The 16,154-nt window shown below is 73.0% G+C and carries 13 protein-coding genes, 2 pseudogenes and 1 riboswitch; of the genes and pseudogenes, 12 read left to right on the forward strand and 3 right to left on the reverse strand.

Annotated features, from left to right (window positions below):
• From BIU98_RS01030 to ribH, 6 genes and pseudogenes are all read left to right on the forward strand, one after another.
• Nucleotides 1–643 (forward strand): annotated as a pseudogene (locus BIU98_RS01030) (hypothetical protein); the annotation flags it as partial.
• 156 nt (nt 644–799) lie between these two features.
• Entirely contained in the window at nt 800–2,158 is a 1,359-nt protein-coding gene (locus BIU98_RS01035) for an esterase family protein (RefSeq protein ID WP_139200498.1), read from the forward strand.
• Between the two features lie 83 nt (nt 2,159–2,241).
• Nucleotides 2,242–4,737: a bifunctional lysylphosphatidylglycerol flippase/synthetase MprF gene (locus BIU98_RS01040; RefSeq protein ID WP_139200499.1), complete on the forward strand. Its 2,496-nt coding sequence runs from the start codon at nt 2,242–2,244 to the stop codon at nt 4,735–4,737.
• Between the two features lie 58 nt (nt 4,738–4,795).
• Nucleotides 4,796–4,930, forward strand: a riboswitch (FMN riboswitch).
• 93 nt (nt 4,931–5,023) lie between these two features.
• Entirely contained in the window at nt 5,024–5,707 is a 684-nt protein-coding gene (locus BIU98_RS01045) for a riboflavin synthase (RefSeq protein ID WP_071269983.1), read from the forward strand.
• Nucleotides 5,708–5,790: 83 nt separating this feature from the next.
• Nucleotides 5,791–6,393, forward strand: a pseudogene (gene ribB / locus BIU98_RS01050) (3,4-dihydroxy-2-butanone-4-phosphate synthase); the annotation flags it as partial.
• Between the two features lie 50 nt (nt 6,394–6,443).
• The gene (ribH, locus tag BIU98_RS01055; RefSeq protein WP_071269986.1) at nt 6,444–6,923 is read left to right on the forward strand and encodes a 6,7-dimethyl-8-ribityllumazine synthase; all 480 of its coding nucleotides are present in this window, start codon (nt 6,444–6,446) and stop codon (nt 6,921–6,923) included.
• Between the two features lie 206 nt (nt 6,924–7,129).
• Here ribH and BIU98_RS19220 read toward each other — a convergent pair whose 3' ends face one another.
• Nucleotides 7,130–7,300, reverse strand: a complete 171-nt coding sequence (locus BIU98_RS19220) for a hypothetical protein (RefSeq protein WP_175481252.1) — start codon at nt 7,298–7,300, stop codon at nt 7,130–7,132.
• A gap of 66 nt (nt 7,301–7,366) precedes the next feature.
• Nucleotides 7,367–7,915 carry a TetR/AcrR family transcriptional regulator gene (locus BIU98_RS01060; RefSeq protein ID WP_071269989.1) on the reverse strand — a complete coding sequence of 183 codons (549 nt, stop codon included), beginning with the start codon at nt 7,913–7,915 and terminating at the stop codon, nt 7,367–7,369.
• 136 nt (nt 7,916–8,051) lie between these two features.
• On the opposite strand from BIU98_RS01060, the gene BIU98_RS01065 reads away from it, so the two are divergent.
• The 5 genes from BIU98_RS01065 to BIU98_RS01085 all read left to right on the forward strand — a co-directional run bounded on the left by BIU98_RS01065 (nt 8,052) and on the right by BIU98_RS01085 (nt 14,304).
• Nucleotides 8,052–10,106 carry an aldo/keto reductase gene (locus BIU98_RS01065; protein WP_071269992.1) on the forward strand — a complete coding sequence of 685 codons (2,055 nt, stop codon included), beginning with the start codon at nt 8,052–8,054 and terminating at the stop codon, nt 10,104–10,106.
• On the forward strand, nt 10,085–11,116 hold the full coding sequence (locus BIU98_RS01070) for a LacI family DNA-binding transcriptional regulator (protein ID WP_071269995.1): 1,032 nt from the start codon (nt 10,085–10,087) through the stop codon (nt 11,114–11,116). Before BIU98_RS01065 ends, BIU98_RS01070 begins: the two co-directional genes overlap by 22 nt.
• A 194-nt stretch (nt 11,117–11,310) precedes the next feature.
• Nucleotides 11,311–12,834 (forward strand): MFS transporter, encoded by a 1,524-nt coding sequence (locus tag BIU98_RS01075; protein WP_071269998.1) that lies wholly within the window; start codon nt 11,311–11,313, stop codon nt 12,832–12,834.
• Nucleotides 12,835–13,120: 286 nt separating this feature from the next.
• On the forward strand, nt 13,121–13,645 hold the full coding sequence (locus BIU98_RS01080) for a flavin reductase family protein (RefSeq protein ID WP_071270001.1): 525 nt from the start codon (nt 13,121–13,123) through the stop codon (nt 13,643–13,645).
• 44 nt (nt 13,646–13,689) lie between these two features.
• Nucleotides 13,690–14,304: a superoxide dismutase gene (locus BIU98_RS01085; protein WP_071270004.1), complete on the forward strand. Its 615-nt coding sequence runs from the start codon at nt 13,690–13,692 to the stop codon at nt 14,302–14,304.
• Nucleotides 14,305–14,408: 104 nt separating this feature from the next.
• Here the strand turns inward: BIU98_RS01085 and BIU98_RS01090 are convergent, their stop codons facing one another.
• Nucleotides 14,409–14,984: a TetR/AcrR family transcriptional regulator gene (locus BIU98_RS01090; protein ID WP_139200500.1), complete on the reverse strand. Its 576-nt coding sequence runs from the start codon at nt 14,982–14,984 to the stop codon at nt 14,409–14,411.
• A gap of 181 nt (nt 14,985–15,165) precedes the next feature.
• Here BIU98_RS01090 and BIU98_RS01095 point away from each other — a divergent pair, with 181 nt between their 5' ends.
• Nucleotides 15,166–16,140: a carbohydrate kinase family protein gene (locus BIU98_RS01095; RefSeq protein WP_175481253.1), complete on the forward strand. Its 975-nt coding sequence runs from the start codon at nt 15,166–15,168 to the stop codon at nt 16,138–16,140.
• Nucleotides 16,141–16,154 lie beyond the last annotated feature (14 nt).

Genomic DNA, 16,154 nt, shown 5'->3' on the forward strand with positions numbered 1-16,154 from the left:
CGGCACGAGCACGAACACGGGTACGGGGTCGACCACGCCGGTCGGCACGGGTACCGGGAGCACGACCTCCGGTGACGGTGGCACCGGTTCGGGCACGCAGGTCGTGCCGGTGATCAGCCTGCCGGTCACGGTCGGTGGGAACGGCATCGGCATCGTCGGTGACGGCACGAGCACCGGGACGACCCCGAGCGACGGCACCGCCCCGGTCACCACCCCCGGTGACGGAACGACGCCCGGTGACGGGACGACGCCCGGAGACGGGACGACCCCCGGTGACGGCGGCACCACCACCCCGGGCGGGACGACCGCCCCGGCCGGCGACGACGGTGACGGCACCACCCCCGGTGCCGGCACGACGGTCCCCGCGGGCGTCGTGACCCCGGTCGGCACCACGCCGACCGCGACCACCCCCGCGACGTCCGCCACCGTCACGACCATCCCGGTCGTGACGGGAACGACGGCGACGACGACAACGACGGGGACCCAGGTCTCCGCCGCCTCCACCGCGGCGAGCACGGGCTCCGGCACCACCCCGTCCGCGCTCGCGTACACGGGGGCGTCCTCGCCCGTCGTGCCCGCGGTGCTCGCACTGCTGCTGATGCTGCTCGGTGCGGGGACACTCGTCCTCCGTCGCCAGCACTAGCAGGACCAGGACCGAGGGGCACCGGTACGCCGGTGTCCCTCGGTGGCGTGCCTGGGAACCCGCTGACCGCGGTCTGCACGGTGGTGATGTCGATGCTGTGAACAGTGGAAGCGGTGCAGCAGCCGCTCAGGAGCCGGCGGGCTGGACGATGGACCCGTGTTCACCGAACTGCTCCGCCTGCCGATCGTGACCCCCGAGGTCCTGGTCCCCGTCGACGTCGTCGCCGCGCTCCTGGCCCTCTGGGCCCTCGTCGGCCCCCTCCGCCGCTCCGCGCGAGGCGGCGGCAGGACCATCGTGAGCGGTCGGGGGCGACTCGCCGTGCGCGGAGGCGCGATGCTCGCCGGAGCCGGGATGGGCCTCCTGGCCGTCTGGTGGTTCGGCGACGTGCAGGACGACTTCGGGGTGGCCTTCACCGCGGTCACGCGGATGTGGATCGCGCTCCTCGGCGCGGCGGTGGCGCTGTGCATCGCCGTCCTCGTGCAGGGCGGTTGGGGCCGCAGGGGAGTGGCGCTCGCAGCGCTCGCCGGCGTGGCCCTGGCCACCGGACTGGGCATCAACGTCGACTTCGGTGCCTACCGGACCATCGAACAGGCGATCACGACCGACCCGTACCCGATGGGGTCGCTCGGGCACCAGCACGCGGCTGCGGCGGACGCACGGGTGGTGGACGCCGCCACCTGGACGGCGCCGGCCTCGATGCCGGACCACGGACGCACGATCTCGGTGCGGATCCCGGGCACGGTGTCCCACTTCGACGCGCGCAGCGCGGTCGTGTGGCTGCCGCCGGCCGCGCTCACCGCGCACCCACCGACGCTGCCGGTCCTCGTCGCGCTGTCCGGGCAGCCCGGGCAGCCGTCCGACATGTTCCAGGCGGGTGAGATCGGCACGGACCTCGAGGCCTACGCCCGGACCCATCACGGTCTGGCCCCGATCGTCGTCAGCCCCGACCAGCTCGGGGCACCGAACCGGAACCCGATGTGCGTGGACTCCCAGCGGCTCGGGCGGAGCGCGACCTACGTCATGACCGACACCGTCGACTGGATCCGACAGCACCTCGACGTGGCCGCGGCCCCGAGCGGCTGGGGGATCACCGGGTTCTCGCAGGGGGCGACCTGCGCGATGCAGTTCTCCACCGCGCACCCCGAGGTGTTCGGGTCGGCGCTCGCGATCTCCAGCGAGCTCACGGTGAAGAACGGGTCGGAGGCGCACACCGTCAAGGTCGGGTTCGACGGCTCGCGGGCGGCCTACGAGGACGCTGCCCCGGTCGCGACGATGCGCCGACACGCGCCGTACCGGCAGCACCTGACGGTCTTCGGCTTCGGGCAGGACGACGCGCCCTACCGGGCCTCCACCACCGCGCTCCGCACCGCGGCCGAGCACGCGGGGATGCAGACGTCCCTGGTCGTCTCGCCGGGGTCCGCCCACGACTGGAACACCGTGCGGTACGTGCTGACCCACGGGCTGCGGCAGGTCGTCGCGCACTTCGGGCTCCCGGCACAGGCCGGTGCGCTGTGAGCACCGCGAACTCCGCCCCGTCCCGACGTCGGTCCTTCCACGCCGTGGGCAGGTCCCCGCTCCGCGCCGCTCGTCGGTCCCCGGTGACGACCGCCATCGTCGTGCTCGTCCTCGCGACCTCGGTCATCGGGGTCGTGATGCGCCTGACCCACGGAATCGCGGCCGGCCACGGCCGCGCCGCCGCGGTCGGCCACGCCGCTGCGCTCGGCGACGCGCTCGGGCCGGCGTCCTTCGGCCCGCTCCGCGTGTTCGTCGTCTCGACCGGCGTCGTCGCACTCCTGCTGACCCTCGCCGGGGTCGTCGTGCTGGTCGGCACAGCGGAGCGCCTGATGGGCTCCTGGCGCACCGCGGTCGCCTTCGTCGTGACGACCGTCGTCGGCACGGGGATCGGTGCGCTCAGCGCGTTCGTCGACCTCGACGGGCGGAACGCCGGGGCGCTGATCGCCGGACGAGCGACGGCCTTCGACCCGTGGACGGCCATCGTCGGCACGATCGCCACCGCGAGCGCCTTCGCCGGTCCGCTCTGGCGGCGGCGGATCCGGGTGGGCACGCTGGCCGTGGTCGCCGCGCTGTTCCTCTACGCCGGGCACGCGTCCGACCTCTACGCGGTGCTCGCCGCCGCGGCCGGATGGGTGCTCGGTGAGACGCTGCGCAACGCCCCGAAGCGCGTCGGCTGGACCCGCAGCTCGCACCGGGAGACCCGCGTGCTGCTCGGCACCGCGGTGCTGGTGTCGGCCGTGGGCCCGGTCATCGCGCTCGTGTCCCGCGCCCGGGTCGGGATCCTCGCGCCCATCGCCGCGGTCGTCGGCGCCGGCCCCGTCACTCCGGTCGCCGGCTGCCGGGCGGACGGGGTGGCGGGGGAGTGTCTCCGCGGACTCCTGGCGTACCGGGCGACGGACCCGTGGACGCTGTTCCTCGCAGTCCCGCCGCTGCTCGTCCTGGTCGTCGGCGGCCTCGGGCTGTTCCGTGGCAGCCGGTTCGCGGTGTGGCTGGTCGTCGTCGTGGACCTGGTGACGGCGATCGCGGCCGCGGTCACCTACGGACTGGTGCCTGGCCGGGTCGAACGGCTGCACGGCACCGAGGACCGGCTCATCGTGACGCTGTCCATCGTCGCGTCGATCGCGGTCCCGCTCGCCACGGCCGTCGTCCTGGTGCTCCTGCGCCGCTCGTTCACCGTGCTGCCCACCCGCCGACGCCTCGCCGGGTTCGGCATCGCCGTGCTCGGCACCGCCGTCGTGCTCGTCGTCGTGATGCTCGTCGTCGCCGACGCCTCACCGGTCCGCATCGCCGAGCCCTGGCGCATCGTCGTCTCCGCCCTCGGCCCGCTCGCCCCGACGACGTTCTGGGAGCACCTGCCCCGGCTCGACCCCGGCCTCCGGCTGACCCTCGGTCTCGCCGGCCCGATCCTGTGGCTCGTGGTGGCCGTCGCCGCCATCCGCCCGACCGGGGCCGCGCCGACCGACACCGACCTCGACGGCAGCCGTGCCGCGCGGGAACAGGCGCGGGCGCTGCTCGTCGCCGGCGGTGGGGACACCTTCGGCTGGATGACGACCTGGCAGGGCAACGCCTACTGGTTCGCGGCGGACGGCCGGGCCGGCATCGCCTACCGACGGAACGGCGGCGTCGCGGTGACGCTCGGCGGCCCGTTCGGACACCCGGACGCCCGCGGGGACGCACTCACCGCCTTCGCCCGGTTCTGCGACGACAACGGCTGGACCCCCGTGCTCTACGGCGTCGACGAGACCGTCGCGGCCCCGCTCCGCGCGCTCGGCTGGGGCACGCTGCCGGTCGCCGAGGACGCGGACTTCGACCCGCGTGACTGGACGACGAGCGGCAAGAAGAAGCAGGACGTCCGCACGTCCGTGAACAAGGCCGCGCGTGAGGGCATCACGGCGACGTGGTCCAGCTGGCAGGACCTGCCCACCGCCACGGTGCGGCAGATCGAGGCGATCTCCGAGGAGTGGGTCTCGGAGCGCGAGCTCCCGGAGATGGGCTTCACGCTCGGTGGCGTCGACGAGATGCGCGACCCGGCCGTCCGCACGCTCGTCGCGCAGGACGCCGAGGGCACCGTGCTCGCCGTGACGAGCTGGCTGCCCTCGTACGACCAGGGCCGCGTCGTCGGGTGGACGCTCGACGTGATGCGCCGGACGAGCGCGGCACCGAACGGCGTGATGGAGTTCCTCGTCGCGAGCGCTGCTGACCGGATGCGCGAGGACGGCATCACCCGCCTGAGCCTGTCGGCCGCCCCGCTCGCCCAGGCACCGGGAGCCGCGTCGGGGTCGGCGTCAGGGTCGGCGTCGGCGTCGGGGCCAGGGTCGGGGCCGGCGGCGACGGCGTCGTCGTCCTCGGGCGAGGGCGTGCAGAACCTCCTCGAGCTCGTCGGCGGGGTGCTCGAACCGGTCTACGGGTTCCGGTCGCTGCTCAAGTTCAAGCTGAAGTTCGGGCCGGAGCTGCACCCGCTGGTCCTGGCGTACCCGGACCCGGTGGCGCTGCCGTCGATCGGGATCGCCGTCGTCCGGGCGTACCTGCCGGACCTGTCGCTCCGCCAGGCGGTGGCGCTGGCGCGGGGGCGTGGATGACTGCGTGTGACCCGCCCGCCGCGCGCGTCAGGGGGGCTGGGGTATCGTTCGGGGTACGCAAGCGCTCCGGGGTCGGTGCAAGTCCGAACCGGTGGTGACAGTCCACGAGCTGACGACGGGTGAACTCCCGACCGATGCTGACCCGGTGGGATTCCGGGACCGACGGTGAGAGTCCGGATGGTAGGCGCGCTGGCGGAGGACACGACCATGCCCACGCGGCGCGGACGCGTTCTCCGCTCTGCCGACGACCGTCGTGCACACCCGGAGTCCCGTTGAGAGGACACCAGTGTTCACCGGCATCATCGAGGAACTCGGCACCGTCACCGCCGTCGAACCCCACGGCGACTCCGTCGCGCTCACGATCCGCGGCCCGCTCGTGGTCTCGGACGCCCGGCACGGCGACTCGATCGCGACGAGCGGCGTCTGCCTGACCGTCGTCGAGCAGACGTCCGACACCTTCACCACCTTCGTCATGAAGCAGACGCTCGACATGAGCGCGCACGGCTCGCTCCGCGTCGGCGACCCGGTGAACCTCGAGCGCGCGGCGTCCGTCGGCGACCGCCTGGGCGGGCACATCGTCCAGGGCCACGTCGACGGCACCGCCACCGTCCTCGAGACCGCCGACAGCGACGGCTGGCGCCGCGTCCGCTTCGCCCTGACGCCGGAGCTCAGCCCGCTCGTCGTCGACAAGGGCTCGGTCGCGCTCGACGGCGTCTCGCTCACCGTCAGCGCCGTGTCGCCGGAGTCCATCGACCCCGCCGCCGCCTGGTTCGAGGTCAGCCTCATCCCCGAGACCCTCAGCGTCACCACCCTCGGCGACCGCGTCCCCGGCGATCGCGTCAACGTCGAGACGGACGTCCTCGCGCGCCACGTCCGCCGGATGCTCCGGCTCGACGCGGCGGCGCACGCGCAGACCCCCGCCGACCCGTTGGAGCTCGCCCCCGACTTCTCCAGCCTGGAGGCCCGGTGATGGTCGTCGACGCATCGCACCACCCCAACGTGGTGACACCAGGGCACGTGACCGGCTCCGTCCCCGTGGTCGCGGCCGCCCGGGTGCCCGGCCTGTCCACCGTCGAGCAGGCAGTCGCCGCCATCGCGGCCGGCCGGCCGGTGATCGTCGCCGACGACGAGTCCCGCGAGAACGAGGGCGACGTCATCCTGTCCGCCGAGCTCGCGACACCGGAGTGGATCGCGTGGACCGTGGCGCACTCGTCGGGGTTCATCTGCGCGCCGGTCAGCACCGAGATCGCCGACGCGCTCGACCTCCCGCCGATGGTCGAGCACAACGAGGACGTCCGCGGCACCGCGTACACCGTGACCGTGGACGCCGCGGTCGGGGTCACGACCGGCATCAGCGCCCACGACCGTGCCCGGACGCTGCGGGTCCTCGCCGACCCGACCTCGGTGCGCGACGACCTGCACCGCCCCGGACACGTCGTGCCTCTGCGCGCACGACCCGGCGGGGTCCGCGAGCGCTCCGGGCACACCGAAGCCGCGATCGACCTCGTCACCGCAGCCGGGCTGCGTCCGGCGGCGGCGATCTGCGAGATCGTCGACGAGGACGGCAGCATGATGCGGCTGCCGCGACTCGTCGAACTGGGGGCGCGCGAGGGCGTGCCCGTCATCACCATCGCTGCGCTGGCCGAGTGGCTCGACGCAGCCGACCGGGCGACGACCTCCGTCGCGCCCACGGAAGGAACCACACGATGAGCGGAGCAGGCGCGGCAGACCGCGACCAGGTCGACGGCAGCGGGATCCGGGTGGCCATCGTCGCCGGGCAGTGGCACGACACCATCGCGGCCGGCCTCCTCGCCGGGGCACAGCGTGAGGTCGAGCGGCTCGGCGCCGAGGCCACCGTCATCCCCGTCCCGGGCAGCTTCGAGCTGCCGGTCGTGGCGAAGGTCGCACTCGAGTCCGGCTTCGACGCGGCGGTCGCGCTCGGCGTGATCATCCGCGGCGGCACCCCGCACTTCGAGTACGTGTCCGACGCCGCCACGAGCGGCCTCACCCGCGTGGCGATCGACACCGGCAAGCCCGTCGGCTTCGGTGTGCTCACCCTCGACGACGAGCAGCAGGGCATCGACCGGGCGGGCCTGCCCGGGTCGAAGGAGGACAAGGGCGCCGAGGCCGCGCACGCCGCCATCGCGACGGCCGTCGCCCTGCGGAGCCTGCGCGTCCCCGCCTGACCCGCACATCGGTCTCCGACAGCATCGCGCCCCGACACGGACATCGCGCCCCGGTGCGACTGGGCGCGATGTCCGACCGAGGGCGCGACACCTGGCCGAACCGGCAACGCCGAACCCGCCCCGCCCAACGGCCCGGGAACGCAGAACGGCCCGCAACGCAGAACGGCCCCGCACCGGTGAGGTGCGGGGCCGTTCTCGACGTTGGGCTACTTCTTGCCGAAGACGTGGATCGGCAGGAAGAAGGAGAGCGACATCAGGAGGATGCCGGCCATGAAGACGAAGGCCTGACCCGAGTCCGCCTGGAACGCGACGCCGAACAGGTACATCGACACAAGCAGCAGCAGGATCGAGAAGAAAGCGGCGATGACGCGGCCCACAGGGTACCTCCGGAGGTCAGACGGGTGGATCACCCCAAGTCTATCCCCAGGGGCGCCCGCGCTGGTTCACGCAGCGGGCTTGGTGGACACCAGTCGGTCGACGACGCCGAGCAGCGGCTCCATGTCGACCGTGGCGCGGTCGGGCCGGACGTCACTCGCGGCACCGAGTGAGGCGGCGTGGTACAGCCCGTCGCCCATGAGCTTGATCGCCTGCGCGGTGGGCGCGTCGCCGAGGGCCTCGACCAGGGTGGCGAGCCAGGCGTTCTCGGTCTCGTCGAGCGTGCGACCGGCTTCCGCGTACCCGGCCTGCTGCAGGCGGCTCGCGGCGAGGAGCGCCAGGTCGAGCTCGCTGCCGACGAACTGGCAGTTGCGGACGAAGTAGCGGGCGGGGCCGTCCTCGGCGTCGCGCATCCGTTCGACGTCGGCCGTGGACAGGTCGACCAGGCGGTCGCAGAGTCCCTCGACCAGGGCCGCCTTCGAGCCGAAGTGGTAGAGCAGTCCGCCCTTGGATACCCCGGCGCGAGCGGCGACGGCGTCGAGCGTGGCGGGACGCTCACCCTCCTCGCACACGATGGCGACGAAGCTGTCGAGGACGCGGTCGCGGGCACTGGCCATGGGGGAAGTCTAGGGAACCGCGGGCTCGTGCTGCTCCCATGACCAGTTCGTGAACGCTCACGGCCCTTGTTCCACAGGGAGGAACTGTCCTAGGGTCGTCCTGACCGTGAAGGTTCACGAGACGAACAGGATCCGCATGTCAGCGCAGACCGCGACCACCACCGGCACCACCCAGACCCCGTCCGGCGACACCCCCGGCTGGGCCGTCCTCGGCCCCGGCAGCATCGCCCGCCGGTTCCTCTCCCAGCTCCCGGCCAGCGCGGCGGGCGCCACGCTCGTCGCCGCGGGCAGCTCGTCCGTCGAGCGGGCGCAGGCCTTCGCCCAGGACGCCGTCGCCCACGGGTTCACCGACGTCACGGCGACGACCTACGACGCGGTGCTCGCCGACCCGCGCGTCGACGCGGTCTACGTCTCCACCGTGCACACCGGCCACGCCCACCTGGTGCTGGCGGCGCTGCAGGCGGGCAAGGCCGTCCTCTGCGAGAAGCCCCTCGCGCCGAACCACGGCACCGCGATGGCCCTCGTCGACGCCGCCCGGGTCGCCGGCCTGCCCCTGGTCGAGGCCTACATGTACCGCTTCCACCCGCAGACCGCGGCGCTGCTCGACCTCGTCCGCCAGGGCGCGATCGGCGACGTCACCCACGTGGACGCCTCCTTCGCGTTCCGGGTGGGGGAGCGCACCGGCCGCCTGTTCGACGTCGACACCGCCGGGGGCGGCATCCTCGACGTCGGCGGGTACCCCGTGACGATGACCGCGGCGATCGTGCAGGCCGCCACGGGCACCGCCGTCGCCGAGCCGACCGAGCTGACCGCCACCGGCACCCTCGGCCCGACCGGCGTCGACGAGTGGACCACCGCCGACCTGACCTACCGCGGCCGCGCCGGCCGCACGATCACCGCGAACGTCCGCACCGGTGTCCGCGTGCAGGACGACAACGCCGTCACCGTGCACGGCACCCTCGGCCGGATCACCCTCGCCGACCCGTGGACCCTCGGCGACGACCCCACCATCGTCGTCAGCACGGTCGACGACGAGCCCCGCACACTGTCCTTCGCCGGTGAGCACCCCTACGCCCACGAAGCCGACGCCACCACCGCCGCACTCGCCGCCGGTCAGGGCGAGGCCGCGCAGATGACCCTCGACGAGTCGCTCGCCACCGCCCGCACGCTGGACCGCTGGCGCGCCGCGATCGAGCTGCGCTACCCGTTCGAGGCCGAGACCGCCGACATCCCGACCGTCAGCGGCCGACCGCTCACCGTCGCGTCCGACACCACGATGCTGTACGGCGAGGTGCCCGGCGTCGGCAAGCGGATGTCCCGCCTGGTGATGGGCGTCGACAACCAGCCCGACCTGGCGCACGCCAGCGCGATCTTCGACCTGTTCGTCGAGCGCGGCGGCAACGTCTTCGACACCGGGTACATCTACGGCGGCGGCGTGCTCGAGGGCCGCCTGGGCAAGTGGATCCAGAACCGCGGCATCCGCGACGACGTCGTCGTGATCACCAAGGGCGCCCACACCCCGTACTGCGACCCGGAGTCCCTCAGCCGTCAGCTGCTCGAGAGCCTGGAGCGCCAGGGCACCGACCACGCGGACATCTACATGATGCACCGCGACAACGAGGACGTCCCGGTGGGGGAGTTCGTCGACGTGCTCGACGAGCACCGTCGGGCCGGCCGCATCCGCGTGTACGGCGGGTCGAACTGGAGCCTGGCGCGCTTCGACGAGGCGAACGCCTACGCGGCGGCGAACGGCCGGCACGGGTTCGAGGTCCTCAGCAACCACTTCGGGCTCGCCGAGGCGTACGACGTGCCGTGGGAGGGGTGCCGCCACGTGACCGACGCCGCGTCGAAGGCGTGGCTCGAGGAGCGCCAGGTCCCGCTGCTGCCCTGGTCGTCCCAGGCGCGCGGGTTCTTCACCGGTCGTGCGACCCCGGAGGACACCAGCGACGCCGAGCTCGTCCGCTGCTACTACAGCGACGCCAACTTCGAGCGGCTCCGACGCGCGACGGAGCTCGGCGAGCAGTTCGGCGTCCCGGCGACGGCGATCGCCCTGGCGTACGTCCTCAACCAGCCGTTCCCGACCTTCCCGCTCTTCGGACCGCGCACCATCGCCGAGGCCCGCTCCTCGATGACCGGCCTCTCCGTCGAGCTCACCCCGGAGCAGGTGGCGTGGCTGGACCTCCGCGCCTGAGCGGGTCGACCCCGGGCGACTCGACCCCCGCCGGCCGCGCGACGATCATCGACGTCGCCGCGGCCGCCGGGGTGTCCCGGCAGACGGTCACCCGGGCGATGAACGGCATGACGGGCATCAGCGCGGCCACCAAGGAGCGGGTCCTCCTGGCCGCCGAGGCCCTCGACTACCGACCGTCACGCTTCGGCCGCGGGCTCGTCACCGGCGGGGACCACCAGCTCGGCCTCGTCGTCGACGACCTGCGGAACCCGTACTCGCCGGAGCTCGCCGCCGCGGTGCTCGGGCTGGCCGCCGACCGCGGGTGGAACGTGATGCTCGCCGACGTCGGCCTCGCGAGCGACCCGTCCCGCATGGTGCAGGCCCTCGGCGTCCAGACCGACGTCGTCATCGGGTACCTCGGGCTGCGTGCACCGGAGTGGATCGAGCAGCTCGGCTCGGTGCCGGTCGTCGAGCTCGACCCCGCCGGCACGGTCACACGGGCCGCCGTCCGCATCGACCCGACCCAGGCCATCGAGGACCTCGCCGACCACCTCGTCACCACGGGCGTCAAGCACCCGGTGGTCCTCGACGCGTCGACCGACGGAGCCACCAGCCACCGCGGCACGCTGATGGCCGACGCGCTGCGCCGACGCGGGTACCTGCCCGAACTCGTCCACGGCGGGGCCCCGACCGCGGCCGCGGGTGCAGCAGCCACCGAACGCCTGCTCGCGGGGCGACGCCGGCTCGACGCCGTGCTCGCCTTCAACGACGTGACCGCCCTGGGGGTGCTGTCGGCCTGCCGCCGTGCGGGTGTCGACGTGCCGGGCGACGTCCGCGTGGTCGGCGTGGACGGCCTGCCGCTCGGCGGTCTCGTCGCGCCGACCCTCACCACGCTCGCCGTCGACCTCGACACGGTCGCGCAGCAGGCGCTCGACCTCGCCCTCGGCATGCTCGCGGGGGACCTGCCCCGGCAGGGCGACGCGGTGCAGCGCACCGTGCGCCACCGCCTCCTGGTGCGCGAGTCGGCCTGACCGCTCGGCCGGGGCGGTGGTCAGGACCACTGTCGGACGGGAGGCTCGGCACCAGCCAGTGACGAGCCTCCCGTCCGCCATTGGTTGCATTTGCAACCACAACCGTCCAGACGGTACAGTAGCCGGAGTCCTGCCGGGCCGCGTGACGACTTCCGCGCCCGTGGCACCTCCCTCGAAGTCCTCGGAGCACCACCATGTCCGCACTCCTCACCAGTCCCGTCGCCACGCGTGTCACCGCGAGCCGCGCACGACGGTTCCTGGCGCTCGCGGTCCTGATGCTGCCCGTGCTGCTCATCTCGGTCGACAACACGATCCTGAGCTTCGCGCTGCCGTCCATCGCCCGCGCCCTGCACCCCGACGCCACCACGCAGCTCTGGATCGTCGACGCCTACCCGCTCGTGCTGGCCGGGCTGCTCGTCGTGATGGGCAGCATCGGCGACCGGATCGGACGCCGCCGCATCCTGGTGATCGGCGCCACCGGGTTCGCCGCGATGTCCGTCGCCGCGGCGTTCGCCACCGACGCCTGGATGCTCGTCGCGGCCCGCGTGGCGATGGGCGTGTTCGGCGCGATGCTCATGCCGGCGACGCTCTCGATCATCCGCAACGTCTTCCCGGACGCGGGGGAGCGGCGCATGGCCCTCGCCGTCTGGTCCACGATGTTCGCCGCGGGGAACGCCCTCGGCCCGCTCGTCGGCGGCGCGCTCCTGGCGCACTTCCACTGGGGCAGCGTGTTCCTCGTCGCCGTGCCGATCCTCGTCGTGATGCTCGCGGCCGTGCCGTTCTGCGTGCCGGAGTCCCGTGACCGCAACCCCGGCCCGGTCGACGTCGTGAGCATGCTGCTCTCGCTCGGCACGCTGGCGCCGGTCGCATGGGCGATCAAGTCGATCGTGCACCCCGAGGAGCGCGGCCTCGCCATCGCCATGGTCGCCGTCGGTGTCCTCTGCGGGATCACCTTCGTCCGTCGGCAGCTCCGCACGCGCACCCCGATGCTCGACCTCCGGCTGTTCCGCAGCACGGCGTTCACGGGCAGCGTGCTGATGAACATGGCGGCGATGTTCTCCCTCACCGGGTTCCTGTTCTTCATCGCCCAGCACCTGCAGCTCGTGGCCGGGCTCGACCCCTTCGCGTCCGGCATCGTCCTGATCCCCGGCTCCGTGTTGACCATCGTCGCGGGCATCGTCGCCGTGCCGATCGTCGCCCGGGTCGCGCCCCGGTGGGTCGTCAGCATCGCCCTGCTGTTCTCCGCCGCCGCGTACGGCCTGGTCGCGGTGCTCGGGCACCACGCGTCGATCGCCGCGCTGGCGTTCGCGTTCGTGCTGCTCGGCATCGGGATCGGCGCCTCCGAGACCGTCACGAACGACCTCATCATCTCCACGGCACCGGCGGACAAGTCCGGAGCGGCGTCCGCGGTGTCCGAGACCGCCTACGAGATCGGTGCCGTGCTGGGGACCGCGATCCTCGGGACGATCCTGGCCACGGCCTACCGCGCGCACGTCGTGGTGCCGGGCGGGCTCTCCTCGACGTCGCACACCGCGGCGCAGGAGACCCTCGGCGGCGCGGTGTCGGCCGCGAACGAGCTCGGCGGCACCGCGGGGCAGGTGCTCCTCGAGTCGGCGCGGGCGGCGTTCGACTCGGGCGTGACGATCACGGCCGGCGTCGCCGCGGTGCTCATGGTCGTCGCTGCCGCGGGCGCGGTCGTGATGCTGCGTCGTCGCTGAGCCGCTACCGTCGCCGCTGCCGCGCGGCACGGTTCCGCCCCCTCGCACCGTGCGGGCTCCCTCAGCCCGTGCGAGCTCGACCACCCCGTGCGAGCCTGTTGCGCCGCACGGGGTGGTCAACCTCGCACCGAGCCCCACCCGCGCCCGCGCCGCCGCCGCCGCCGCGCCCGGGATGCCCCGAACCTGTGAATCGCTGACCGCAACCAGGCTTCAGGTCATACGTTGGGACCTGGCCACGAGGACCACGGCCACACCGCACCCGAACGAGGAACGAACGACGACTCCCATGCCCGAAGCCACCCCCGCGGACGCCGTCCCGACCACCATCGCCGACGCCTACAAGTCCGCGTTCCGTGGGCACCCCGCCGGCGTCGCCGTGATCACCGCCGAGGGACCGGACGGCCCGACCGGTCTGACCGCCTCCAGCGTGGCGAGCGTCGCGATCGACCCGCCCGTCCTGGTGTTCTCCCTCTCCACGAACTCCGGGTCCGCCGGCACGATCCTCGGCGCCCCGCTGTTCGTCGTGCACCTCATGGACTCGCACGGCGTGGCCCTCGCCCGACGGTTCGCGTCCACCGGCAGCCCCGCGGCCGACGACCCGATCTGGGGCACGCTTCCCTCGGGTGACCGCTACCTGCCCTCTGCGGCCTCGGCGCTCCGGTGCCGCCCGCTCTCGACCACACCCATCGGCAGTTCGACCGTCGTCGTCGCCGAGGTGCTCGACATCGTGCTCGGCTCCGAGCGCGGCGAGCCGCTGGTCTACCACAACCGGGAATTCCACTCCCTCACCGATCGTTCCCGGCTCTCGTGAGCTGCGGAGCACCATCCGCCAACCACTGATCGAAAGGAACTCACATGGCTGAGTACACCCTGCCGGAGCTGCCGTACGACTACGCCGCGCTCGAGCCGCACATCAGCGGCAAGATCATGCAGCTGCACCACGACAAGCACCACCAGGCCTACGTCACGGGCGCGAACACCGCGCTCCAGCAGCTCGGCGAAGCCCGCGAGTCCGGGAACTTCGGCGCCATCAACAAGCTCGAGAAGGACCTGGCGTTCCACCTCGGTGGGCACGTCAACCACTCGATCTTCTGGACCAACCTCGGCCCGGACACCAAGGTCCCCGAGGGCGAGCTCGCCGCGGCGATCGACGAGTTCTTCGGTTCCTTCGAGACGTTCAAGGCGCAGTTCGCCGCCGTCGCGAACGGCATCCAGGGCTCCGGCTGGTCTGTCCTGGCCTGGGACACCGTCGGTCAGAAGCTGACCACGTTCCAGCTCTTCGACCAGCAGGGCAACATCCCGTTCGGTCTCGTCCCGATCTTCATGCTCGACATGTGGGAGCACGCCTTCTACCTCGACTACCTCAACGTCAAGGCGGACTACGTCAAGGCCGTGTGGAACATCGTCGACTGGGAGAACGTCGCCGCGCGCTTCGCGAACGCGAAGTCGCAGAGCTTCGTCACGCTCTGACACACCGACGGCGGGTCACCATGGTGACCTGACGACGGACGGGAGGCCCGGTGCCAGCTGGCACCGGGCCTCCCGTCCGTCCGGGGTCGGCCCCAGGGCGACCGTCAGGTCGTCACGAAGGGCGCGCCGGCCGCCATGTCGGCGGCGAGGGTCCGCAGCGCACTGTCCGTGTCGGTCTGCGCCGGGTCGATGACCGCACCCCACTGGATGCCCCGTGCCACGAGGACCACGTTCTGCGCGGTCCGCGCGGCCTCGGCGGCGCACTGCCCGTGCGCCCGGCACCACGCGGCGACGGCGTCGATCTGGGCGCGGTGCACCGTGTGTTCACGATCGCGGCCGCAGAGCGACTCCACCGAGCCGAGCTCGAACGTCAGCCGTGCGGCGAGGGCCCGTTCGGGGTCGTCGAGACCGCCGAAGACCGCGACCAGCCAGTCGGCCAGTCCGGCAGTGTCCGTGTCGGGGTCGAGCGTGCGGCTCGCGGTGGACTCGGCCAGGTGTTCGACGACGGCGTCGACGAGCGCGTCCCTGGTGCCGAAGTGGTAGACGATCGGGTAGGCGCTGGTGCCGAGCACCCGGCCGAGGCTGCGGACCGAGACGTCCTCGAGCTTGGTGTCCTGCAGGTGCTGCGCGACCTTGCTGACGATCATCGGCTTCAGGGTCGGATCTGGTTTGCGAGGCATGGGCGTCTCCGCGGGAGCAGTGGATGGCGGGTCGCCGGTGTACGACCATCATCCATGGTAGCGGTGATGTTCCAGATGATGCTCCGAACGAGGCGGCGGGCTGGGTCCTGGCTGGGCATCCGGACTTGAGTCTGTACGAACAGAAGTGGAGAAATTCTCGGCTTCACGTATCGTGGAGATGATGACCCCGCCTCCCGAACGCCCCGTGCCGCCCCTCAGCGCCGCAGCACCCGGTCACGGACGGTCGGTCGGGGGCCGACGTCGCGGAGCCGGGAAACGCTTCCTGGTCGTCGGGGACGTCCTCGACGGCGTGCTCGTGCAGACGAGCGCCCGGACGACCGGCGACCACGACCCGGCCGCGGTCATCCGACACCGTCCGGCCGGAGCGGCGGGTGCCGCTGCGACGTGGCTCGGGTGGCTCGGCGCCGAGGTCGACCTGGTCGGTCGGGTCGGCGTCGACGACGTGTACCGGCACGAACGCGCCCTCGAGGACGCGGGCGTCCGGCCGAGGATCGGGTACGACTCCCGGACCTCGACGGGTGCCGTGGTGTCCGTGCGGAGCAGTGTCGGCCGGACGTCGATGTCGGACGGCGGAGCCAGCGCGCTCCTCGGCGCCGACGACGTCCCGCTCGACCTCGTGCAGCGTGCGGACGTCGTCCACCTCACCGGTGCCGCGATGCTCGGGTCCGGCGGTCCGGAGCGCATCGCTGCGCTCGTCACCCTGGCCCGGTCCGGCGGGGCCCGGGTCGCGCTCGACCCGTCCTCGGTCGCCGTCGTGCGGTCGATCGGGGGCGCGGCCTTCCTCGCGGCGATCGCCGGCGTTGACGTGCTGATGCCCGGACACGACGAGGCCCTTGCGCTCACCGGGGCGTCCGACGTGGTCGACGCGGCTGCTGAACTCACGCGCCACGTGCCGCTCGTCCTCGTCACGCGCGGGTCCGAGGGCGTGGTCATCGCCCGCCCCGGGCGGACGCCGCAGCCGGTCCCCGCGACGCCAGCCACCGTGGTCGACACGCTCGGGGCGGGGGACGCCTTCGCGGCCGGGTTCCTCCGCGCCTGGGCCACCGACGCCGTGCGGGTCGGGGCTGCCACCCGTGAGGGGACCCGGGTCGCGGCCCGCGCGCTCGGGTTCGTGGGCGGGCGACCGCCGGTCTGAGGCGGTGGTGCTGG

It is taken from the genome of Curtobacterium sp. MMLR14_010 (assembly GCF_001865015.1).
GTDB lineage: Bacteria > Actinomycetota > Actinomycetes > Actinomycetales > Microbacteriaceae > Curtobacterium.